Source organism: Galbibacter sp. L-19 (assembly GCF_056857615.1).
The window spans coordinates 1-24,083 of the sequence record NZ_JBSXNL010000068.1 but is presented as its reverse complement, the minus strand read 5'-3'; the positions used below and the strand labels follow the sequence as shown (position 1 = coordinate 24,083).

The following is a 24,083-nucleotide window of genomic DNA, read 5'->3' as shown; positions in this document are numbered from 1 at the left end:
AGAAACTTGGTATAATAGAAAAAGATTACACTCAGCTTTAGGATTAAAATCTATTGATGAGTTTGAAACAGATATGTACAATCAAAAATTAGCAGCATAATCTCTTTTCTCTTTGTCTAGTTTTTTGTTGCAAGTCCATTCTTTGACTGGAAAATATATGAGTACACTAGGTAAAACCATTTTTTTATTCCTATTCATATTTGCTTCATGTAGCAAAAAACCTAAACTTCAAACAAGTATAGAAGATATAGGTTTAATTCCTATTCCAGTTTCTGTAGACAGTCAACCAGGAACTTTTGAGATTCTTGAGAGTACTCCAATCTATGTAAATGGAGATGATGAATTAGTAAAAGTTGCTAATTACTTTTCAGAAACTATTCATATTATTAGCGATTTTCATTTAGAAATAGCTTCATCTTCAGAAGAAATTAAAAGTGGTGTACTTTTTAAGATTTCATCTGAAATAAAAAATGAAGAAGGTTATAAAATAACTGCTTCGGAAAATTTAATAACACTTGAGGCAAAAGATGCTGAAGGTGCTTTTAGAGGAGTGCAAACTCTTTTGCAGTTACTTTCTGTACAGGAAAATGCTGGTGGAATTCGATTGGGAATTCCTGCCGTAAAAATTGAAGACTATCCGCAATATGCATACCGCGGGAGTATGTTGGATGTTTCAAGACATTTCTTCTCGGTTGATGAGGTAAAAAGATACATCGATTTAATGGCTTCTTACAAGCTTAATGTCCTTCACTTACATTTAACAGACGATCAAGGTTGGAGAATTGAAATTAAGTCGTGGCCCAAACTTACCAAAATAGGAGGAAGTACAGAAGTAGATGGGGGAGACGGAGGTTTTTATACCCAAGAACAGTATAAGGATATTGTAAATTATGCTGCTGCTCGCTACATTACAATTATTCCAGAAATAGATATGCCAGGGCATACCAATGCTGCTTTAGCATCATATCCTGAGTTAAATTGTGATGGAAATGCACCAGAATTATACACAGGAACAGAAGTAGGGTTTAGCTCTTTGTGTATTGATAAGGAAATTACTTACAAGTTTGTGGAGGATGTTATAAAAGAACTTGTTGAGATTACTCCTGGTCCATATATTCATATTGGTGGAGATGAATCGCATTCTACAGAATTGGAAGATTATATTCCTTTTGTAACTAGAGTTCAAGATATGGTTTATAAATACGGAAAAACTCCAATTGGATGGGACGAAATCCGTCATGCAAAACTTAAAAAAGCTTCTATTGTACAATTTTGGGCTAATAAAGAAAATGCAAAAGCTGCGGTAAAACAGGGAGTAAAAGTACTTATGTCGCCTTCTGCAAGATCCTATATGGATATGAAATACGACAGTATTACACCTTTAGGATTGCAATGGGCGGGACTTATTAATGTAAAGAAAGCTTACAATTGGAATCCTGCAACTTTGGTAGATAGTATTAGTAAGAAAGATATTATTGGGGTGGAAGCTCCTCTTTGGGCGGAGACAATAGAAACGATGGAAGATATTGAATATATGACTTTTCCTCGATTATTAGGTTATGCCGAAATAAGTTGGTCGCCAGATTCTTTACGTAACTGGGAAACCTATAAGTTAAGATTGGCAAAACAATACAAAGATTTAAAACTTAAAAATGTTAATTTATATGAGTCCAAAATGGTTCCTTGGGAAAAAGGAATAAAAGATTCTTTAGAGTAGAAATTTATTTTACCGTCTAAACCGTCGCCTGCGACGGTTTTTTTATGCTTAAAGCACAGCATACATTTTATTAGAAATCCATATTTTATCTTTTTATTAATATTTTTTTAGAAGGAAAAAGTTAAATTCAAATAAAAAAAGAATGGCAGTAATAGGTTCTATAATTAAAGGAATAATTGAATTGGCAGATAGCGTTACTTCAGAAGAAAATGCAAGCAAAAATCAACATATAGTTTTAAAACAACTACTAGAAAAAGCCAAGGACACCAAGTTTGGAAAAGACCATTCTTTTAATGAAATATTAGAATCTGAAAATATAGAAGAAGCTTTTGCTGAAAATACTCCTTATTATGATTACAATCTTATAAATGATAAATATTGGAAGTATTTGCATGAAGGGGAAGAAAATCTTACGTGGCCTGGAAACCCAGAATATTTTGCTTTAAGTTCTGGAACTACAGGGAAAACGAGCAAACGAATTCCAGTAACCGAAGCTATGCTAGAAGCTATTAGAAAAACAGGAATCAAACAAGTAAGTGCATTAGCAAATTTTGATCTTCCAGCAGATTTTTTTGAAAAAACAATTATGATGCTTGGAAGCTCAACTAAACTGAAAGAAAAAAATGGACATTTAGAAGGAGAGATAAGTGGAATTAGTGCTAGTAATATTCCTTTTTGGTTTCGTGGATATTACAAGCCAGGGGTTGAAATTTCTCAAATTGACGATTGGGACGAGCGGGTACAAAAAATAGCAGAAGAGGCCAAAAATTGGGATATCGGTGCTTTAAGTGGAATTCCTTCTTGGATGGAACTCATGATAAAAAAAGTTATAGAGTATCATGGTGTAGCTAATATCCATGAAATTTGGCCCAACTTACAAGTTTATACTACAGGAGGGGTGGCGTTTGGGCCATATGAAAAGAGTTTTAATGCCTTACTAAAACACCCTATTACAATTATTGATACTTATTTAGCTTCTGAAGGTTTTTTGGCGTATCAAGAACGACCAGAAACAAAATCGATGAAATTAGTACTCGATAATGGTATTTATTTTGAGTTTGTTCCGTTTAAACCAGAATACATTAATCAAGATGGTTCTTTAGTGCCTAATGCTCCTTCTATAAATATTAGTGAGGTTGAAGAAAATGTAGAATATGTTTTAATTATTTCTACAGTCTCTGGCGCGTGGCGTTATTTAATTGGAGATACTATTAAATTTACAAACATAGAGCGGGCAGAAATTATAATTACTGGGAGAACTAAATTCTTTTTAAATGTTGTAGGCTCTCAATTATCGGTTAATAAAATGAATGACGCTATTCAGGAGGTTGAAGAGAAATTTGATATGGAAATACCTGAGTTTACTATTGCAGCAACAAAAATAAATGATGAATATCACCACAAATGGTACATCGGTTCTCCAAATGCTAAAGTTAGTAATGAAGAATTAGCAGATGCTTTGGATGCTGCTTTAAAAGAGGCCAATAAAAATTATAAAGTAGCACGCTCAAAAGCTTTGAAAGGGGTAAAAGTGGAAATTGTAAAACCTGAAATATTTCATGCTTGGAACGAGCATAATAAAAAGAAAGGCGGACAGGTAAAAATGGAGCGTGTAATGGGAGAAGAAAAATTTAAAGAATGGGAAGCTTTTGTTTCCGAGCAATAAAATTATTTTAACTCTTGTGTTAATTGTAAAATATCTTCGGGAGATAAGTATAAACTCTTAATTCTATTTTTATAAGCTTCTGATAAGCTGGTATGATTTAATATAAAATTTTTAGTACTTAAAATATAATCTCCCATTCCGTGACTTACAGCAAAAACATCGGCTGTTCTTTCGGCTTCTCGAATGTGTTTTCCAATAAAAATATATTTAATTCCGAATACAAATAAATTCCAACTACTACGGTTGAGGTAATCCATAATATGTCCTAATTCATGACCAATCCATCCAATTATAACATCCTCTGGAACGTTATTAATATTAAATTTTTCGCCCTCAATATTAAAATTACTACTGATAAATATAATGTACTTTCGCTTTTTAGGTTTTTTTAAAAGCGTAGAGAAATCGGGTTGCGCTTGCATAAACGACTTTTGTAATTTCTCTTTAAATTTAAACTCAATAGCAACTTCCTTTAATTCAGGATAAAAACTTAATGCAGTTATAACTTCCTTTCTTATGGCTAAAGGAATTTCTTTCTTTATAATTTCTTCTTTACTGTTTGTAGTCTCTTTCATTAAAAATAAGATACAAAAAAGAGGATATAATGTTTGTATTCAGAATTGTAATTTTATCTTAATATTTGTGTGTAAACACTAGGCTTTATGTGTGAATTTGTTATAAATAATTAAAAACATTAATGTCCGAGTATAAATACAAGATCGCTTCGTTATAAGAAAAAAGACTAAATATTAACTATCAAAAAAAATAAGCATTGATTTATTTGGAGTAAATTATCTCTTTTTTTTTATCAAGAAAAATAGTATTTTCATTAGATGATTGTTCCATTTCTTATAGGCATACCTACAGCCTTGCTTTTTACCTACTGGGGGTTTAATCTCACAGATCTTGCCTATTCCAAAATTTACGGAAAGCCATTAATTGTTTATGACCATATATATTTTAAAAAGTTACGTACTGAAGATATTGAGGTTATAAAGGCTCATTCGTTATTCTATACTAAGCTTAGTGCTTATAAAAAAAGGGTTTTTCGACATAGAGTGGTAATGTTTATAAATGATAAAACATTTATAGGACTTAATGGTTTTGAGATTACTCGGGAAAAGAAAATAATGATTGCTAGCGTTGCTGTAATGCTTTCTTTTGGAATGCGTACTTATTTAATAGCATGTGTAAATAAAATTATAATTTACCCACATACATATTTTTCGGAGATTAACAGAAAATATCATTTGGGAGAATTCAATCCGCTTTTAAAAACCATTGTTTTTTCTTGGGAAGATTTTATTGCTGGCATGAATAACAATACCAATAATAGCAATTTGGGGGTTCATGAATTTGCGCATGCAATTTATTTTTGCTCTAAATATTCAAATGATTCTAGTTCTATATTGTTTACTAACGGAATAAAAAAAATTGATAAGCTGCTGCATTCCGAATCTTATATTGATAAAATGAAGAATACAGCATATCTAAGAGGTTATGCGTATACTAATAAATTTGAATTTTTTGCTGTCTGTTTAGAACACTTTATAGAAACCCCCAAACAATTTAAAGAAGCATTTCCTCAGTTGTTTGGAATTATAAAGGATATGATGAATTTTGAAACTTCAGAAGCTTAATTCTTTTGTTTTTTTGAAATTGTGTTTAGTATCATTTTAGCATGAATTCTAGAGTTTTCTATAAACCAAAGATGGGTGTCCATACCGCCACAAATAACCCCAGCTAAATAAAGATTTTCCACATTTGTTTCCATAGTATCCTCGTTGTATTGAGGGTAGAATTTTCCATCATCAGATAGTTTAACACCTATTTTTTCTAAGAACGAAAAGTTGGGTTTGTAACCAGTTAGTGCCAAAACAAAGTCGTTTTCTATAGTTTTTTCGCCTTCTGGAGTGTTTATTATAATGCTATGTTCTTTAAATTCTTTAACGGTAGCGTTAAAATAAGCATTTATACTCCCTTCTTTTATTCTATTTTCAATATCAGGTTTTACCCAGTATTTTACACGGGGTCCAATTTCTGGTCCGCGTACAATCATTGTAACATCTGCACCCTTTCTATAACACTCTAAAGCTGCGTCAACGGCCGAATTGCTAGCTCCAATTACGGCTAGTTTTTGCATGGCATAAAAATGAGGATCTTTGTAATAGTGAGCCACTTTGGGTAAATCTTCTCCTTTGGTATTAAGAGTATTTGGAATATCATAAAATCCAGTGGAAACTACCACATAATTAGCGGTATAAGTTTCTTTTTCTGTTTTTATTACAAAAGAATTGTTGTTCTCTTTTGTTACAGAAGTTACTTTTTCGAACAAATTAATATCGAGGTCGTTTGAGGTAACTATTCTTCTGTAGTATTCTAAAGCCTCATTTCTTCTTGGTTTTGCCTCTTTACTGATAAACGGAATTCCATCAATCTCCAATTTTTCAGAAGAAGAGAAAAACTGCATATTCATTGGGTAATTAAATAGCGAATTTACGATGGCTCCTTTTTCAATAATAAGAGCGTCAATTCCTCTTTTTTTTGCTTCTAACCCACATGCTATTCCGATAGGACCACCACCTATTATGATTAAATCTTTATGCGTCATTAAGCAATTTTATTTTTTAGATCTGAAATTGTTTGGAGTTGATTTTCACTACTGAAGATAAAGCTACCAGCTACTAATACATCTGCGCCAGCATCAGTAAGTTTTTTAGCATTTTCAGCATTTACGCCGCCATCTATTTCAATAAGAGTAGTGGCATTATGGGTAAGAATCATTTCTTTAAGCTGCTTTACTTTTTTGTAGGTATTTTCAATAAATGATTGTCCGCCAAAACCAGGATTTACACTCATAATTAAAACAAGGTCAACATCTTTTATTACTTCTTCCAAAACACGGACACTGGTATGAGGATTTAATGCTATTCCTGCTTTCATACCTTCCGCTTTTATGGCTTGTAGCGTTCTGTGTAAATGGGTACAAGCTTCATAATGAACCGTAAGATTATCTACTCCTAGATTTGCAAAATCTTTAATATATCTATCTGGATCAGCAATCATTAAATGTGTATCTAGAGTTTTTTTGGCATGCTTTGCAATTGCTTTTATAACGGGCATCCCAAATGAAATATTAGGAACAAACATTCCGTCCATAACATCTATATGAAACCAATCGGCTTCACTAGTATTTACCATTTCGATATCTCGTTGTAGATTGGCAAAATCGGCTGCCAATAGGGAAGGAGCTATTAATTTTTTATTCATGGATGTTTGTTATTAAACGGTTTGGCTTTTAACAAAAATAAGGAAAGTTAAAAAGTTAGAGAGTTAAAAAGTAGGTAAAGTTTTTTTTAGTTGAAGGGGCAAAGGTTCAAAGATGCAGAGGGACAAAGTTATAAATTTATAAAGTGGAAATGTGGAAATGAGGAAATGAGGAAATGAAAAAAGAAAACCGAAGTCTGAAGTCGGGAGTTGATGTATTCAGTAGGATGTAGGATTTAGGCAGTTTTTTCTTTGTAACATTGTAACTCCATAACAGCATAACTTTTTACTTTCAACTCAAAGTGGCAAAGGTTCAAAGGAGAAGAGAGGCAAAGTTGTAAACGTGAAAAAAAAGTCGGAAGTCCGAAGACCGAAGACGGGAGTATTCAGTTGGCAGTTACAGTATGCAGTTTTTTTCATCGTAACATCGTTACTCCATAACAGCATAACTTTTTACTTTTTTACTTTCAACTTAAAAGATTCAAAGGTTCAGAGAAGCAAAGTTGTAAATGTGAGTGAAAAAGTCGGAAGTCTGAAGACCGAAGACAGGAGTATTCAGTTGGCAGTTACAGTTTGCAGTTTGTTTTTATTGTAACATCGTAACTCCATAACTTTTTAACTCAAAGTGGCAAAGAGGCAAAATTGTGATTGTGTCAATTGTCAAATTTTTTATTGTTTATGGTAAACTAAGAATTCGCGATAGTATAAGAACACAAAATCTATATTCTCTTTTCTTTATTCTTATTAGCTTCGGACTTTTTTCAATCCTTTAATATTTCAATCTTTAAATCATAACCTTCCGACTTCGGTCTCCCGACTCCCATCTTTCAATCCTTCAATCTTTCAATCTTTAAATCTTAATCTTCCGACTCCCAACCTCCTCCAACAAAAAAACTCCGGTAATCAGCCGGAGTTTATTCATCAATCAAAAAACGAACAGTTATGATAAACTGTTGTTACTGTATATATTTTTATAAAATTTTAATCTCTAAACTTAAAATTACAAAAAAATAAGCTAAATATGATTAACCTAAATAGGTTTTTAGAATTTTACTTCTAGAAGTATGTTTTAATCTTCTGATAGCCTTTTCTTTAATTTGACGAACACGCTCTCTTGTAAGATCAAAAGTTTCTCCAATTTCTTCTAAAGTCATTGGATGTTGATCTCCTAAACCAAAATAAAGTCTAATAACATCTGCTTCTCTAGGCGTAAGTGTTTCTAAAGCTCTTTCAATTTCGGTACGAAGCGACTCGTGTAAAAGGTCTTTATCTGGATTTGGAGATTCTCCACTACGAAGTACATCGTAAAGGTTAGAATCTTCTCCTTCTACTAAAGGAGCATCCATGGATACATGGCGACCAGAATTTTTCATAGACTCTTTTACGTCGTTTATAGACATATCGAGTTCTTTTGCAATCTCTTCTGCTGAAGGAACACGCTCATGAGCTTGCTCTAAAAAAGCAAAGGTTTTATTAATCTTATTAATAGAACCAATTTTATTTAATGGTAAACGAACAATACGTGATTGCTCTGCTAATGCTTGTAGGATAGATTGACGAATCCACCATACTGCGTACGAAATAAATTTAAACCCACGTGTTTCATCAAAACGTTGTGCAGCTTTGATAAGGCCTAAGTTTCCTTCGTTAATTAAATCTGGTAAAGTTAATCCTTGATTTTGGTATTGTTTTGCAACAGAAACCACGAAACGTAAATTAGCTTTTGTAAGTTTTTCTAAGGCTATTTGGTCTCCCGCCTTAATACGTTGTGCTAATTCTACCTCTTCGTCTGCTGTAATTAAGTCTACCTTACCAATTTCTTGAAGATACTTATCCAGGGAAGCGGTTTCTCTATTGGTTACCTGCTTCGTAATTTTGAGCTGTCTCATCTATTCTCTCCTGATTGTTTTAAATGAATGAATTTGGGTATACAGATTATTATACGTAGCTAGGAGAGAAAATGTTACAAAAAAAAATGATTTTTTATTTTTTAAATGAAAATCCCCAAAAGTTTTAAAACCTTTGGGGATGATTGCGTTATATTAACATATTGTTTGTTAGCTTTTTAGCCATGCTTTACGCAAAGTATCTTGTGCTGGGGTTGTAGAACTCTTTTTAGTAAGTTTTTTGTTTTCTATCATAGGAGTTCCTGCTTTTCCTTTAAGCGTTAGCTCTTTTCCATCTCTATTAATTACCAAAATAACTTCGCTGTCTGCTTGCCAAGACATAGAACCCATAATGATCTCACGAATTGCCTCTACTGTAAAGTCTTTTCCATTTACAGATTTTATAACATCATCTGCTTGTAGTCCTATTTCTTTCATCGAAGAGTTTAAATCGACATTTCTAACAAAAATTTCGTTGTTGCTAGGTTTTACATCAATAAAAGGAATTTGTCCGTTTAAGAAAAATCCAGTTTCTACCATTTCACTTTCAAAAGATAAACCTACTTTTCCAAAGAAATCTTCGTAATTAATAGGCGTGTCTCCTACAACATAAGTATTTAAAAAGCTACCAACTTCCGGGTATGTTAAAGAAACAATTTTATCAAACAGCTCATTATCTTTAAATGGTTTGTCTTCGCCATATTCTTTAGAAAGTTGTTTCATTAACCATAGAATTCCTTTTTCACCATTACTTTGCTCACGAATAATAAGGTCTATACACATTCCAATTAATGCTCCTTTTTCATAAACATTTGCATAATCGTCTTTATAAGGTTCTACCAAAACATTTTTACTCATTTTAGTAAAAGATAAACTGTCGTTATACCTTTTCGAGTTCTGAATTTTAGTAGCTATTCTATCATAAAAAGCTTGTTCGTCTATAAGTCCTTGATTAATTTGGAATAGGTTAGCAAAATATTCTGTAACTCCTTCATACATCCATAAATGTTCGGACATTTTTGGATCGTTATAATCAAAATATTGAATCTCTTCTGAATGAACAGTAAGCGGAGTTACAATATGGAAAAACTCATGAGAGACTACATCGGTCATCGTTTCTACTAATGCATCTTTAGGCATAGTTTCTGGTAACACAACGGTTGTACTAGTATGGTGCTCTAAAGCTCCAAATCCAGTAGGATCTCCTTCTCCCATTGCTCCTAAAAATAGTAGGATATGGTATTTTTTTGTAGAATTTATATCTCCTAAGAAAGTTTTTTGGGCTTTCATCATTTTCTCCATTTCATCCTTAATGCTTAATGCAGAATATACTTTATTTGGAGAATATACCGACAAAGTAACCTCGATATCGTTTACCGAAAAGCTTTCAGAATCTGGTTTTGAATACATAATTGGGTTGTCTGTAACCTCAAAGTATCTGTTTGCCATAAAAGTATCGGTATCTGCTTTACCGTCATTCAACATTACTTTATTTAATGAGGTAGAAGCTTCAAATCCTGTAGGATGTGTAAAATGTAATAAATAGGAATGCTCTTTCAAGTTATCAAAATACCCTACAAACATATGTAAGTTAAGAAAGAAATTCTTATTCGCTTCGATATTTGTTCCTGCTGGAGAGAAAACAGCTTCTTCAACTTCTGCTTCGGTATCAAAAGAATCGTTAACATCGTACTCAATTCTATCAAAATTGGTAGCATTTGCTATTTTCCAAGTATTGGTGTCAACACTAGAAATTTCCATGGGATTGTTATCGTAATCGTAAGCAGTTACGTTTTCTAGAAACTGACCATAATTATTATTACTATAAGTTCCAGGAACAGTTTTTGGGATATAAAAATTAATACTTTCTGTAGTAAATCTACCAGGATTGATGGTTACATGTACCATATCGTTTGTTACGTTTACTAAATCAATAGACGCGTCAATTGGTTTACTTGTTGCTAAATCGTTGACTTTAGGTGTACAGGCTACAATAGTAACAGCCAAAAGTGCAAATGCAATTTTCTTCATGTGTATCATTTATCAAAATTTTTATATAAGACCTAATTTTTATTGTTATGTTACAATTATTTGAATAGAATTTTCAAATAATTTGCTACTCCATCTTCTTTATGATGTTGGGTTATAGCCTTGGCTACTGCCTTTACTTCATCTCGAGCATTATCTACAGCTACTCCATGACCCACTGCGCCTATCATTTCTTCATCATTATAATTATCGCCAAAAGCAACAACTTCTTCTAAATTATAAGTTGGGTAGCAACAATTTAATAAGGTTTTTATTCCTGTTAATTTAGAAATTTCTTTGCTAGCTATTTCAATATAAGTGTCTTTAGAACGATATAGATGTAGAGCGTCTTTATAATTTTCTTCTAGAAATTTGTAAATTTTATCAATGAGTAATTTATCTCCCATACACATAATTTTATGTGCTCCTTTATTTTCTTTTTCCCAAAGTGTTACAACTTCGGAATTGGGTTTTATTTCTGGAGAAATTTTTGTGTTTGTTTCTTCACGTTTTGCCCAATAATCCATACTATCTACATACCAATTATTGGCATTAAAGAGACTGATGTGGATTTTGTTTTCGCCTGCTTTTTCATTTAAAAGCACTAAGTTTTTTATAATTGAAATTGGAATTTCTGAAGAATGAATTACTTCACTTTCTTTTTCTATATAAGCACCATTAAATGCAATTAACGGGGTGTTTAAAATTCCTAAATCCTGCTGAAGATGATACATCTGTTTTGGCATTCTAGAAGAAACCAAAATAAAAGGAATTGTTTCTTTTATTCTAGTTACTTGGTCTATGGTTGCTTGTGTTAGAACTCTGTCTGGACCTAATAAAGTACCATCAATATCTGTAAAAATAATTTTATACATTAATAAATTGTAGTTTATGGAGTTGTTTTAATGAAAGGGATTTCCTGTCCGTTTTGATGTAAAGTTAAACCTACAACTGTGTTGTTTTCATCACGCTCAAATACTATTTTAGCCTTTACAACTTTATAGAAAAAAGTAGATTCTCCTTGGTAATAAACTGGAAATTCTGGTTGTCCGCTTAATTGAGCTTGTAAGGTGTTTTCGTTAATTATAAAATCGTAGGATAATTTTAAACCATCATTTATATAATTCCCTTCGTAAGCCATTAATTCTTCTGGCGTAATTTCTATTGCTTTTGGAGTGAAATCTATTGGATTTTTCTTTGGATCTATAATATATTCAGCTATATCTTCCACAGAGCTCGAACCAGAATTTGTCATTATTGCAATAACTCTTTTATTCTTTTTATCCACAGCCATAAAAGTTCTAAAACCGCCAGTACCGCCACCATGAAAAATTATATCATCTTCATTTATAAACCATCCCAAGCCATGTTTCTTCATTTCTTGATCCGTAAACTGTACTGAGGTAGCTACTTTTTGGGCTTTTGCCATAGGGTTTTGCGGATTTAAATAACTTTTCCCGTATTTAACAAGGTCTTTTATATTGGTTTTTAATCCACCTGCTGGTTCCATTAACTTAAATTTCCAATGTGGAACTTCTTGGTTTCCCAAATATCCTTTAGCAAAGTTTTCGGTTTGTGTGGTTGGGACATTTAAAAAAGTAGCTTTTAGAGCTAACGGACTCAATACTTCTTTTTGCAATAAATTTTTGTAACTGTCTTTTTTGTAAATAGAAAGTATATCTCCCAATAAACCAGCTCCTAGATTAGAATATTCAAACTTCTTATCAACACTTTTTGGGATATAATGGCTTAAAAAAGTATACATATCCTTTCTAGAATATTCGGCATATGGATTAAGTTGATTTTGTAAATCCATGTTGTTGGGTAGTCTTGGTAAACCACTAGAGTGTGTAGACAAACTTTTTAAGGTAACGTCTACCCCTTTTTTATCGGTTAAGGTTATAGAGTCTGGTAGGAAATTGTTTACAGGAGTTGTTAAATCTAACGAATCTGTAACATTGTATTTTGCAAGAAGTAGACCCGTGTATGTTTTGGTAATAGAGCCTATTTCATACAAGGTGTTTTCATCTGCTTTTAATTTGTTTGCAACATCTTTTAATCCATGGACGTAATAATATGTTCCTGTGGAGTCTGCTATTCCAACTGCAATGGATGGGTTTATTTTATTTTTAACTCTGTACTGAATTTCCTTCTTTATATTTTCAGGAATTTGTGAAAATCCAATACTTATAGAGAAAATGCTTACCGCAAATGTGGCGATATATTTTAATTTCATCTTATGTTTTTTATTCTTGTTGACTCTCAATCCTTTCATCATTTCTTCAACATAGTTCAATAAGCATATAGTTTAGGGTAAGAATGCTTTATAAAAGGAAGCTTTTCCTTTCTTTCGTAAAGGTACTAAAGTGTATGGAATATTTATAATGGTTGTTTGATTATAAATTCGTTGGTAAATTTAACATCTGGTTAAAGTATAGAGTTTTACTTTTGTTAAAAAATTTATCTTATGCGTTTATTATTTATTCTGGTTATTTTATGCTGTCAACAGTCTTTTGCAAATACTCCTTTTTGGGGAAAAACTGGTCACCGTGTAGTAGGTGAAGTAGCACAAGAACATATAAAAAATAGCACAAAACGTAAAATTGAAAAACTTTTAGGTGGGCAATCCCTTTCAATTGTAGCTACGTATGCCGACGATATTAAGTCGGATAAAAGATTTCGTGGTTTTAGTCCGTGGCATTATGTAAACTTTCCTTTTGATAAAAATTATACAGATGTTACTCCAAGTGAAGATGGAGATATTATTATGGGAATTGAAAAATGCATTTCTGTAATAAAAGATGATACCGCTACTAAAGAAGATAAAGCGTTTTACTTAAAACTACTTATTCATTTTGTGGGAGACTTACATCAGCCTCTGCATGTTGGAAGAGCAGAAGATAAGGGAGGAAACGACATTCAAGTACGTTGGTTTGGAGACGGAAGTAACTTACACCGGGTTTGGGACAGCGATATGATAGAGTCTTATGGGATGAGTTATAGTGAATTATCGGCTAATTTACCTGTGTATTCTAAAGAACAGCAAAAAGCTATTACGGAGGGAACTTTGTTAGATTGGGTAAAAGAATCTCAAGAATTGGCAAAAAAAGTATATGGTTCTGTAGAAGTGGGAGAGAAGCTTGGCTACAATTATATGTATGATAATTTTGATACCGTACGTGCTCAATTGGAAAAAGGAGGCTTGCGTTTGGCTAAAATTTTAGATGATATTTTTTAATCCTTTATTAAGGAGTTAATTTCCCAATGCTTGTTCTGAGTTTGCCGTAGGGTTAAAGTCTAAATGTATTGTAATAGTTTCCTTTGTATGTCTTGTGGGCTTGCTCCAAAGTAGTTGATTCTCTTACAGGAGTAAGGAAATAGAAAAGTATGATAAGTACTACTTATTCAAAACCTCTTGGCGGTATTGCTTAGGGGTTTTTTTAAACTTACTTTTAAAAGATTTGGTAAGATGACTCTCATCTGTAAAACCTAACTCATAGCTAATTTCTGAAATAGAATAATGCGTGTTTTTTAATCGGTATTTTACAAGCATTAATTTGTAGTTAATAATGTATTGTCTGATACTCTCTCCTGTTTCTTTTTTAAATAAATGAACAATATTTGCCTGAGACATATTAAATTTTTGCGCCAAATGCTCAATTTTAATAAGTTCTGGTTCGTATACATTGGTTCTAATGTATGCCAGAATTTGATCCGATTTCTTTAAGTTTACAGATGCAGTTAGCTCTTTATTAGGAGCATATTTTTTAATTATATTCCTAGCAATAATACTTAAGGAAGTTGTAATTCCATTGGTAATAATGCTCCAATAAAATTCATCTTGATTTTTAAATTCTTCCACAATAAAATCTTGAATTCTCCAAAGTCGTTCTCTATCAACCTCTTCAGAAATACAATCGCCTGGCATAATATTAGGATTATGCAAAATGTGTTCAATATTTTCTAACCACATTTTTCTATCTGGAAGGTTAGACTTATTGGAAAATAAAACTTCGGTAAATTTTAAAGCGGTATAGCTTGTATTGGTCTTTGGATTTAAAATGTGGTTGTCTTCTGGAGCTAATAAAAAGATACTCCCTTTTTTGTAATTAACATCTATATCATTAATTCTATAAATACCATTACCATCTCTAATATAGACAATTTGGAAATAATTATGCTTTTGCAATGATGTTTCCTTCTTGTCTATATCCCCTTGAACTACAATAAAACCGTCATGAAAACTGTCCATTTCTTATTATTAGGTGTTTATAATCAGTTAATTATATCAAAAATAGAAAATTTTCAAGCAGTTTTTACAAGTAATAAGGTATAATCGTGTCGTAAATTTGCACGGTAATTAAAAACAAAGCGATAGTTCTTTAAAATTTTTTCATAATGATGTGATTTTATCATATCGATTTAGATTTTTTGATTGGTTAGTTTATAATATTGAGTCGTACTTCCCCCAAACGTTCCCTCAAACCGTACGGCTCTTTATTTTAAAAAAGAACATATATAATAGCAATACATATAAAGGTTAGTTTGATTATTTTTTAAGTTGGTTAGTTGAAAAAGCTGCATTTCTCCCTAAGAATGCGGCTTTTTCTTTTTAATAATGTAATGCTATAGCTACGTTAAGAAAATACCAAAAGGAAATTTTTTAACTAGTTTATACAAGTATTAAGGTAAAAACGGGCTGTATCTTTGTACTGTTGTTAGTAATTAAACAACGCGTTCTTTAAGATAGTTTTCATAATTAGAATGATGAGGTTGATAGCTCATCATTTATAGATTTTTTTGGTTGGTTAGTTAAAAGAGTCGTGCTTATTTGAAACCCAATCCGTGCGACTCTTTATTTTAACCCTTATAATTTGTGCCGAAGGAATTGATTATTGTGGAAGATTGGAATTTTAAAAGAAGATATATAAAAAGAAAGTAAAGCTGATGTTTTCAGCTAAATAATATAAAAACTTGTTTGATTATTTTTTAAGTTGGTTAGTTTAAAAAAGCCGCATTTTGCTAAGAATGCGGCTTTTTTTATGCTCAACTTCATTTAAAATTTTCTGTTAAGAAATTATTGTTGTGTTATAAAAGTTAACGGAATTTATTGAACTCCACTTATAGCAAGGTTCAAATGGGTTTTTCAAAATAGACCCCTTGCTATTAATAAAAATGAATAAAAAGAAGGTTTTTGAAATGTCACTCCTTTAAGCTACTTATTTTGTGGTAGTTAATATTTGGTCTTTGTTCTTTTTTCTTATAGCGAAGCGGTCTCGTATTTTTACTCGGACATTAAAGTTAAGAAATAGAATAAGCTTTAACGAGTATCCTTATTATAGATACTTTTTAATCTTCTATAACCGTTTTTAATTCATTTCTATATTGAGAAGGCGTTTTTCCTGTAAACTTTTTAAACGATTTATTAAAGTATGAAAAGTTATTAAATCCACTTTCAAAGCAAATATCTGTAATTCCAATAGGCTTCTCAGCAAGCAGCTTAGAAGCATGTACTAATCTGTATTCATTTACAAAATGTGTAAATGTTTTCCCTGTAATTTGTTTAAAATATCTACAGAACGAAGGAACTGTCATACCAGAAATGCTAGCAATTTCTTCTAGAGTAATAGGTTGTTGAAAATTTTTCTTCACATAATTGAACACAATATTAATTCTGTCATTATCTTGTACATCGGCTTGCATAGAAAAGCCTTCTGCATTTAAGATTTGATAATCTTCAGAAAGTTGTAATTCATTTAAAATAGAAAGGAAACCTAATAAGCGTTCAAAACTGTTTAGTTTTTCTAAACCTTCTATTCTTTCTCCAATAATTTCTTTTGTTTTTCCTGTAAAAGCCAATCCTCCTTTACATCTTTTAAATAATAATTTAATATTATTCATTTCAGGTTTCGACATTAAATCGGCTCCTAGAAAATCGGGGAGCATTTGAATGACCACTTCGTTTTCGTTTCCAGTAAATTTATCTGTAAAACCACAATGTGGTAAATTAGAACCTATTAATATAAGGTCTCCTTCTGTGTAATAAGAAATATGACTCCCAATTTGTCTTTTTCCAGCTCCTCCTTTTACATATACCAATTCAATTTCTGGATGATAATGCCAATACGATGTATTCTGATTTTGATTCTCATCAAACTTCACAAAAGAAAAAGAACTGCCAAAAGTTGGGTTAATTACTTCTAATGCAGGCTTTTTAATACTCATAGCAAAATTATTTTTCAGTATAAAAATATACCATGTTAACTGGGCAAATATACAAAATATTACCTCAAATATGTTCTATTTTATCCTTAACATTGAGTTAACATAAGCATCGTGTTAAAATAGTGCATAAACTTGAAAATCCTGATGTATTTTAACCTTGGTGTCCACCGTATCTTTGTAATGTAATTAAAATGAAATGTATAACCATTAAAATTGCTAAAGATGAAAAACACATTAAGAAACAGTATGCTAGTTGTAGTATTGAGTATTGCAACGTTAGCGATGACAAGAGCCAATGATTTTTACTTATCTGTAAAAAAGGATGATAATAGAACTGTTGATTTATTCGTAGAGAAAAGCAACCAGCCAATAGCAATTTCTTTTGTTGATGCAAAAGGAGAGGTTCTGTATAATTATGAATACAAACAATTACCAACAAACGTAAAACGTTATAATTTTAAAGGGTTACCAACAGGAACTTACTATTTTGTTGTTGAGAACGAAATTAAAATTGAAAGAGTACCTGTAGTTTTTACTGATGGGAAAACAATTGTTGAAAGAGAAAAAGAAGAAGTTACTTACAAGCCTTATTTTAGAAAAGATGGGTCTGTGTTAAGTGTAAACATGTTAAGCTCAGATATGTCTCCTGTAACTGTAAAAGTTTACAACGAAACAACAAATGAGTTAGTACATGAAGAAATACTTAAAGGAGCTAAAAGTGTAGGAAAAAGATTTGATTTTTCTAACGCTCAAAAAGGTTCTTACAGATTTGAAGTAACTCGCAAAGGAAATACATTTTACAAAACAGTTAGCTTGTAATCTTACAAATAGATTTTGAAGTTGGAAAAGGGAGGTGTTAGAACTCCCTTTTTTTTTGCTTTATAAATACGTATATGCCCAAAACATAAGGGCAAATTGTAGCGGCACTCTTAAAATTAATACCCACCTTGGAGCTACTTTTTCAAACTTCTTATCTTTTAACATATAAATATGTACTGGAATAAATGCTATTAGCATTAAAATAATTCCCCAGAGTGCATAATCCTTTAAAGTAGTAAATAGCAGCATTACTCCAAAAACTATTTCTGCAATTCCGCTTAAGTATACCATTTCCTTTTGGTAAGGAATATAGGAAGGCATAATAGAAACGTAACTTCTAGGTCTTACAAAATGTAAAATTCCTGCTACAATATAAATGCCAGCCATTAAGTAGTAATGCCAATTATTCATCTGCTGTGTTTTTAAGGATCCAAGTATTTATTTTTTCTTCCAAAAGTTTTATTGGGATACATCCCGATTCTAATACTTTATTATGGAAAATTTTAATGTCAAATTTATCCCCCAATTGCTTTTGTGCCTTATTTTTTAAAGCTATTATTTTAAGTTGTCCTATTTTGTAAGACAATGCTTGTCCTGGCCACGACATATAACGCTCTATTTCTGCGGTTATGCTTTCTTCAGATTCTGCTTCGTGTGCCAAAGAAAATTCTATAGCTTTTTCTCTAGACCATCCTTTAGTATGTATGCCCGTGTCTACCACCAAACGTATGGCTCGATGCATTTCTGCACTTAGCATTCCAAAGTATTGATATGGATCGTTATAAAGTCCGAGTTCTTTTCCTAAAGATTCAGAATATAAAGCCCAACCTTCGCCATAAGCACTATACCATAGGGTTTTTCTAAAATCTGGTAAGCTTTTATTTTCTTGCTGAAGCGAAATTTGATAATGATGTCCCGGAATAGCTTCATGTAAAAACAAATCCTCATCCGAATAAATATTGTATTTTTTTACATCTGGAATTGGAACATAAAACACCCCCGGACGTGTGCCGTCTATAGAACCTGGGTTATATTCTGCACTTGCCGATGCTTCTCTAAAAGCTTCTGTTCTTCTAACTTCAAATTCGGTTTTTGGAGTTAAATCAAAAAGCTTTGCAAGTTGAGGTTTCATTTTTTGGTGAATCTCATTAAAATTTTCAATTACCTGTGCTGGTTTATCAAATGGCATTAACTCTCTTGCAGTTCTTATGGCTTGAAAAAAATCTTTTAATTCGCCTTTAAAATTAACTTCCGCCATCACTTTTTTCATTTCATTTTCTAAACGAGCTACTTCACTCAATCCTAATTTATGGATAGAATCTGCTTCTAAAGAGGTAGTGGTAAAAGTTTGTATTTGGTGTCCGTAATATGCATTTCCTCTCGGAACATCATTTATTCCAGAGGTTTCTCTACTGGCAGGTAAATATTCATCTCTAAAAAAGTTTTCTAATTTTTTATAGGTAGGAATAATTTTTTCAGCAATTATTTTTTCATAAGCCAATGCAAGACTGTCTTTTTCAGCACGACTAATATTATTCGGGATGTTTTTTATAGGGCTATAAAACAAATGTTCTTTTGGAGCTCCACTAGAAAAACTCTCCATCTGCGGAATTACTTTTAGGGTAAGAGATTTAGGTAAAACATAACCAGTTTTAATCCCTTTTTTCATGTTTACTATTGCGGTGTCACACCAAACAACATAGTCGTTAAGGCGTTGCAGCCAATTTTTATAATCGGTTGCCGTTTTAAATGGTTGTGCGCTGGAACCTCCCGCCAACTGCCCAATGGCTTGTGGTAATGAGGAAAACTGATTAATAGGAATGAGCTCTGTTGGATATTGTAACTTGTCTAAATTGATGTTACATTCCCACATTAAAACCTCGTAACTCATTCGCTGTTCTTTGGAAAGCGAATCTTTATTAAAACTCAAAAGCTCATCTCTATAAGCATTATAAAACGCCTTTTGCTTATTCTTAAAGGATGCTGTAATATCGTTTGGCAGGTAATTGTTATAACGAGAATCTCCCGAAAGAGTAGCGTTTAGCGGATATAATTTCAAACTTTCTTCATAATAATGCTTAAATACCGAATCAATAGACACCTTATCTACGATTACTTCTTTAGAAACTTCTTTGTTTTTACAAGAAAAAAATAGAAGTATAACACTTGCTGTTAGGATGATTTTTTTCATTATCAGTTAGTTGAGTTTTCTCGATAATCGAGTTTTTTTGGTCTGGGTTAAAAATGTTTTAGTTTTTCCTATAATAGTTAGTAAGGTAGGCTCCTCAAGTAATTTACTCAATAATTGAGACTTGAATGCTCCAAGGCTTGCCCCGAGGGAGTTTACTTAATATATTCCACCCTTCTAAATCTAACTGCTTCCCAATCGGGATTTATTTTAAGATTTTTTACAGCTTCGTAGCGGTGTTTTAGAAGAGGTTGCCAATCATAAGCATCTGTTATATCTGTAGTTAGTTTTTTCGATTTTTTTCTAGGATGCGCAACCCAAAGTACTACGTCGTCTTTTAATTTTGGATGAAGCGTATGCACCTGATTTTCTAATTCTTCAATTGAAGAAACAAACACCAAGGCAAATTCCATTTTGTTTACCTGGATCAAAGATTGGTAAATATCTATATCAATCAATTCTGCCAATTGCTCAGAAAAGCCTTCAGGCTCATTAATAATAAGAATTTCTTTCTGGTCTTCTAGTTTCAGCTTTTCAAATAGCGTTTTCATCTTGTACAGCGGTTTGGATAATGTATACAAGTTAAAAAAAATATCGTCCCTTAACAAGCTTTATATTTTTGGAAGGTTAAGATTTGAAAATTGAAAGATTGAAAGATTGAAGGATTGAAGGATTGAAGGATTGAAAGATGGAAGTCGGAAGATTAAGATTTAAAGATTTAAAGATGGAAAGATTTAAAGATTGAAGTCGGAAGATTTTATTTATTTCACAAATCCACATTTCCAAATCTTCAAATTAGCACATATACAACTTTACTTCTCTGCACCTTTGCATCTTTGTCACTTTGAGTTGAAAGTAAAAAGTTATGTTGTTATGAAGTTACGATGTTACAATGAAAAAAACTGCATACTGTAACTGCCAACTGAATACTCCCGTCTTCGGTCTTCGGACTTCCGACTTTTTTCTCATATTTACAACTTTGTCTCTCTGAACCTTTGCATCTTTGCCACTTTGAGTTGAAAGTAAAAAGTTATGCTGTTATGGAGTTACGATGTTACAATAAAAAAAAACTGCATACTGTAACTGCCAACTGAACACTCCCGTCTTCTGTCTTCGGACTTCCGACTTTTTTTCTCACATTTACAACTTTGCCTCTCTGCACCTTTGAACCTTTGCCACTTTGAGTTAAAAAGTTATGGAGTTACGATGTTACAATAAAAACAAACTGCAAACTGTAACTGCCAACTGAACTTCCCGACTTCGGTCTTCGGACTTCCGACTTTTTTCTCACATATACAACTTTGCCTCTCTGCACCTTTTGAACCTTTGCATCTTCGAGTTAAAAAGTTATGTTGTTATAAAGTTACGATGTTACGATGAAAAAAAACTACACACTGTAACTGCCAACTGAACACTCCCGTCTTCGGTCTTCGGACTTCAGACTTTTTTTCTCGCATTTACAACTTTACTTCTCTGCACCTTTGCACCTTTGCATCTTCAACTAAAAAAACTACATTCTCAGTACTAAGAAGTACTCATTTCTTGTAACCTAAACAAATCGTAGGCTTTTTGATTGAAAGGATAATCCCAACATCCCATTCTATGAAATAAATCGCCGCCAAACCCTTTTTTATAAACATGAACTCCTCTTAGTGGGTGCGAATCGTTTAAATTGGGAGCAGAACCAAACATATCGTATTCCGTACATCCCCAGTCTTTAGCTACTTTTATAGATTCCCATTGTAGGGCATAACTCGCCAATTTGTTATGTGTAGAAGAAGCGCCATAGAGGTAATTCCCACGTTTATTAGACAAAACCAAAAACATAGAAGCCAGAAATTCCCCATCGTGGTGTGCCATTAACATCTTTACATTCACCCCATTTTTATGGTTGTCTTGATTGGTTAAAATACGTTTAAAATAATCTTCATTCTGTAATGCCATATTATGGCGTTTCGAAGTTTCTAAATACAATGCATACCAATTGCTAATATGCTCCACACCATATTCCTGCACTTCAATTCCCTTTTTATTGGCTTGTCGGATATTGTAGCGAGTATTATAACGCATATTATATAGGAGCGTTTCTTCTTTTTGCTGAAGGTCTAAAAAGAAAGTATTCTTAGGAAGCACGTCACTCGGACTCTTACGGAGGTTCCATTCCGAAGTTTTGTAATTTACTCTAAATTCCTGAATTCTACTTTGTGGTGGCCCATTCCAATTTCCCGAAGCATCAAAATATTCTTCTTCCTTAGCCCATTGGTTTTCCCAAATTAAATCGTAACGGATAAACATACAATTCTCTGGTAGATGTGGTTTTATAGTCTCTGAAAGTTCTTCTAAAAACACCCCCTGATTCTCAATAGTAGGTTCCAATTTAGGACCATAAGGTACATAGGCGTAGCAAAAACTATCATTAATATATTTTATAAGCACCAATAAATCGTCTTGAGTTTTAGAGAGTCCGCTAGTTGAGGTTCCTAAAATATCTTTAGAAATAGTAACTTCAAACCCATTAGGAATAAATCCCTGTTGGTCTTTTAATCTTCCCCAATACGGTGTTTGAGGTAAAATATTTGTTGGTTTGATATCTTCAATCTCCTTTTTCGCTACAGTACAAATCATCCAAAAAAATTTCGTGCAAAACTAAAAAAAGTGTTTGGAGTATTAAAATTATAAGCAAATGTTTTTGAATTGAAAATTAGTTAGTTAGGGGGTGGAAGAAGTCAGGAGTCCGAAGACCGAAGATTAAGATTTAAAAATTTAAAAATTTAAAAATTTAAAGATTGAAGGATTGAAAGATTGAAAAAGGCTGAAGTCCGAAGTCAGGAGACGGAAAATTAAAAAATTCGACAATTGACACAATAACAACTTTGCCTCTCTGTCCCTTTGCATCTTTTAAGTTGAAAGTAAAAAAGTAAAAAGTTTTGTTGTTATGAAGTTACGATGAAAATAACTGCCTACTAAAACCTACTTTTCTAATATTTTAATAATTCGACTATACATTATTTCTGATAAGTTCCAATTATAACCTTCAAAATCAACAGTATTTGTAAACTGAATAACTACAGTATCGATGTCTTTATGGTATTTTGCAATGGTTTGATAACCAGGAATCAGTCCTGTATGTCCATATTGGTATATTGAAGAGTAGATTTCCTGTTCTTTTTTATTTTTAAAAACAGAACCATTGTTTAGAGCACGGATAAACTTTCCTAAATCTTCGGCGGTAGCCAACATAACACCATTATTATCTGTTTTTAAATCGTTTTCATAACCAACATAATATCCGCTCATAACATCGTCTAAATTAACATCCTGTATAGAGCCGAAGGTGTTTTTTAGGTTTAAGGGATCTAGAATTTCTTCTTTTATGTATTGAAATTTACTTTTACCTGTTACTTTTTCTATAAGCATTGAAAGCAATAAATAGTTGGTGTTACTATACTCAAATTTTTCGTCAGGATTTGCAGTTGCAGGTAAATCGAGGATTAAATTGAGTCGCTCCTTGTCGTTTTGTTTTGGGGCAATCCAATAATTTTTAGTATCGGTATAATTAGGAATTCCACTTCGATGCTGAACCATCATTTTAATAGTAATTTTATCAGCATTTTCAATCCGCCCAATAAGCTCTGGGAAATAGTCGGCAAGGGTTTTGCTTAGAGATAACCTACCGTTATTTACTAATTTTGCTATAGCCACCGCCGTATATAGTTTGCTAACACTTGCAATTTTGAATAACGATTTAGGATCTGCAGGGGTTTTGGTTTCTCTATTTTTATAACCAGCAGTATAAAACTCGGGCGACATTCCTGCTTTATCTATATATACAATAATTCCGTCAAAACCATAATCGGTTGCTTTATTTACCTGCTCCTGCACTGTATTGGGTAATGGTTTTATCCATGCGGTAACTATAGGCCAAGGAACAAAATATAAAGATATAATTGTTCCAACGAGGAGTAAAATTCTAATTAGTTGTTTCGATTTTGATTTATTCATGGTTCTTAAAACGAATAGTTTAGGATTAGGTTATTTTTAGATGTAAATACTAAATATCAAATATAACTATTCATTTTAAAACTGTTTGGGAGGAAGGAAGTTGGAAGGTTAAGATTTTAAGATTGAAAGATTGAAAGATTGAAGGATTGAAAGATTGTAGGATTGAAAGATTGAAAAAGTCAGAAAACCGAAGTCCGAAGTCGGGAGTTGGAAGGAAGCAAGAATAAAGAGCATAGAATAGATTTTTGCATTCTTGACTCTTGATTCTTGACTCTTGATTGAAAA

Annotated in this window: 19 protein-coding genes; 5 read left to right on the top strand and 14 right to left on the bottom strand. The window is 32.3% G+C overall.

What is annotated here, in order from left to right; translation table 11 throughout:
• Positions 1 to 157: 157 nt before the first annotated feature.
• Positions 158 to 1,717, top strand: a complete 1,560-nt coding sequence (locus tag AC13CQ_RS15490) for a beta-N-acetylhexosaminidase (protein ID WP_474507541.1) — start codon at positions 158 to 160, stop codon at positions 1,715 to 1,717.
• Positions 1,718 to 1,859: 142 nt separating this feature from the next.
• On the top strand, positions 1,860 to 3,383 hold the full coding sequence (locus AC13CQ_RS15485; RefSeq protein ID WP_474507542.1) for a GH3 family acyl-acid amido synthetase: 1,524 nt from the start codon (positions 1,860 to 1,862) through the stop codon (positions 3,381 to 3,383).
• Between the two features lie 2 nt (positions 3,384 to 3,385).
• On the opposite strand, the gene AC13CQ_RS15480 is transcribed toward AC13CQ_RS15485, so the two are convergent.
• Positions 3,386 to 3,958, bottom strand: coding sequence for a hypothetical protein (locus tag AC13CQ_RS15480; RefSeq protein WP_474507543.1), 573 nt, complete (start codon positions 3,956 to 3,958; stop codon positions 3,386 to 3,388).
• 258 nt (positions 3,959 to 4,216) lie between these two features.
• On the opposite strand from AC13CQ_RS15480, the gene AC13CQ_RS15475 reads away from it, so the two are divergent.
• The gene (locus tag AC13CQ_RS15475; protein WP_474507854.1) at positions 4,217 to 5,023 is read left to right on the top strand and encodes a zinc-dependent peptidase; all 807 of its coding nucleotides are present in this window, start codon (positions 4,217 to 4,219) and stop codon (positions 5,021 to 5,023) included.
• Here the strand turns inward: AC13CQ_RS15475 and AC13CQ_RS15470 are convergent.
• From AC13CQ_RS15470 to AC13CQ_RS15445, 6 genes are all read right to left on the bottom strand, one after another.
• Entirely contained in the window at positions 5,020 to 5,994 is a 975-nt protein-coding gene (locus AC13CQ_RS15470; RefSeq protein ID WP_008612438.1) for a YpdA family putative bacillithiol disulfide reductase, read from the bottom strand. The two genes, AC13CQ_RS15475 and AC13CQ_RS15470, sit on opposite strands and share 4 nt — an antisense overlap.
• On the bottom strand, positions 5,994 to 6,653 hold the full coding sequence (gene rpe / locus AC13CQ_RS15465) for a ribulose-phosphate 3-epimerase (protein WP_474507545.1): 660 nt from the start codon (positions 6,651 to 6,653) through the stop codon (positions 5,994 to 5,996). The genes AC13CQ_RS15470 and rpe overlap by 1 nt, the downstream gene beginning before the upstream one ends.
• Before the next feature lie 1,022 nt (positions 6,654 to 7,675).
• The gene (locus AC13CQ_RS15460; RefSeq protein WP_008612453.1) at positions 7,676 to 8,539 is read right to left on the bottom strand and encodes a sigma-70 family RNA polymerase sigma factor; all 864 of its coding nucleotides are present in this window, start codon (positions 8,537 to 8,539) and stop codon (positions 7,676 to 7,678) included.
• Positions 8,540 to 8,707: 168 nt separating this feature from the next.
• Complete coding sequence (locus AC13CQ_RS15455) at positions 8,708 to 10,567, bottom strand: M61 family metallopeptidase (RefSeq protein WP_456865510.1); 1,860 nt, start codon at positions 10,565 to 10,567, stop codon at positions 8,708 to 8,710.
• 56 nt (positions 10,568 to 10,623) lie between these two features.
• Positions 10,624 to 11,439 carry an HAD family hydrolase gene (locus AC13CQ_RS15450; RefSeq protein ID WP_337901210.1) on the bottom strand — a complete coding sequence of 272 codons (816 nt, stop codon included), beginning with the start codon at positions 11,437 to 11,439 and terminating at the stop codon, positions 10,624 to 10,626.
• 14 nt (positions 11,440 to 11,453) lie between these two features.
• Positions 11,454 to 12,800: a serine hydrolase gene (locus AC13CQ_RS15445; RefSeq protein WP_474507521.1), complete on the bottom strand. Its 1,347-nt coding sequence runs from the start codon at positions 12,798 to 12,800 to the stop codon at positions 11,454 to 11,456.
• Between the two features lie 231 nt (positions 12,801 to 13,031).
• Between AC13CQ_RS15445 and AC13CQ_RS15440 the strand changes: the two genes are divergently transcribed.
• On the top strand, positions 13,032 to 13,802 hold the full coding sequence (locus tag AC13CQ_RS15440; RefSeq protein WP_335588895.1) for a S1/P1 nuclease: 771 nt from the start codon (positions 13,032 to 13,034) through the stop codon (positions 13,800 to 13,802).
• Between the two features lie 159 nt (positions 13,803 to 13,961).
• On the opposite strand, the gene AC13CQ_RS15435 is transcribed toward AC13CQ_RS15440, so the two are convergent.
• Positions 13,962 to 14,816, bottom strand: coding sequence for an AraC family transcriptional regulator (locus AC13CQ_RS15435; protein ID WP_008612447.1), 855 nt, complete (start codon positions 14,814 to 14,816; stop codon positions 13,962 to 13,964).
• A 1,097-nt stretch (positions 14,817 to 15,913) separates the two neighbouring features.
• A complete protein-coding gene (locus tag AC13CQ_RS15430; protein WP_008612444.1) occupies positions 15,914 to 16,789 on the bottom strand; it encodes an AraC family transcriptional regulator in 876 nt (291 codons plus the stop codon).
• 222 nt (positions 16,790 to 17,011) lie between these two features.
• Here AC13CQ_RS15430 and AC13CQ_RS15425 point away from each other — a divergent pair, with 222 nt between their 5' ends.
• On the top strand, positions 17,012 to 17,608 hold the full coding sequence (locus AC13CQ_RS15425) for a DUF3244 domain-containing protein (protein ID WP_008612443.1): 597 nt from the start codon (positions 17,012 to 17,014) through the stop codon (positions 17,606 to 17,608).
• 60 nt (positions 17,609 to 17,668) lie between these two features.
• On the opposite strand, the gene AC13CQ_RS15420 is transcribed toward AC13CQ_RS15425, so the two are convergent.
• From AC13CQ_RS15420 to AC13CQ_RS15400, 5 genes are all read right to left on the bottom strand, one after another.
• Positions 17,669 to 18,019, bottom strand: coding sequence for a DoxX family protein (locus tag AC13CQ_RS15420; protein ID WP_474507581.1), 351 nt, complete (start codon positions 18,017 to 18,019; stop codon positions 17,669 to 17,671).
• Complete coding sequence (locus tag AC13CQ_RS15415) at positions 18,012 to 19,799, bottom strand: DUF885 domain-containing protein (protein WP_474507582.1); 1,788 nt, start codon at positions 19,797 to 19,799, stop codon at positions 18,012 to 18,014. The genes AC13CQ_RS15420 and AC13CQ_RS15415 overlap by 8 nt, the downstream gene beginning before the upstream one ends.
• A gap of 152 nt (positions 19,800 to 19,951) precedes the next feature.
• On the bottom strand, positions 19,952 to 20,347 hold the full coding sequence (locus tag AC13CQ_RS15410) for a hypothetical protein (protein WP_474507583.1): 396 nt from the start codon (positions 20,345 to 20,347) through the stop codon (positions 19,952 to 19,954).
• 973 nt (positions 20,348 to 21,320) lie between these two features.
• Complete coding sequence (locus AC13CQ_RS15405; RefSeq protein ID WP_482882962.1) at positions 21,321 to 22,421, bottom strand: lipid II:glycine glycyltransferase FemX; 1,101 nt, start codon at positions 22,419 to 22,421, stop codon at positions 21,321 to 21,323.
• 345 nt (positions 22,422 to 22,766) lie between these two features.
• Entirely contained in the window at positions 22,767 to 23,798 is a 1,032-nt protein-coding gene (locus tag AC13CQ_RS15400; RefSeq protein ID WP_482882961.1) for a serine hydrolase domain-containing protein, read from the bottom strand.
• Positions 23,799 to 24,083: the final 285 nt, after the last annotated feature.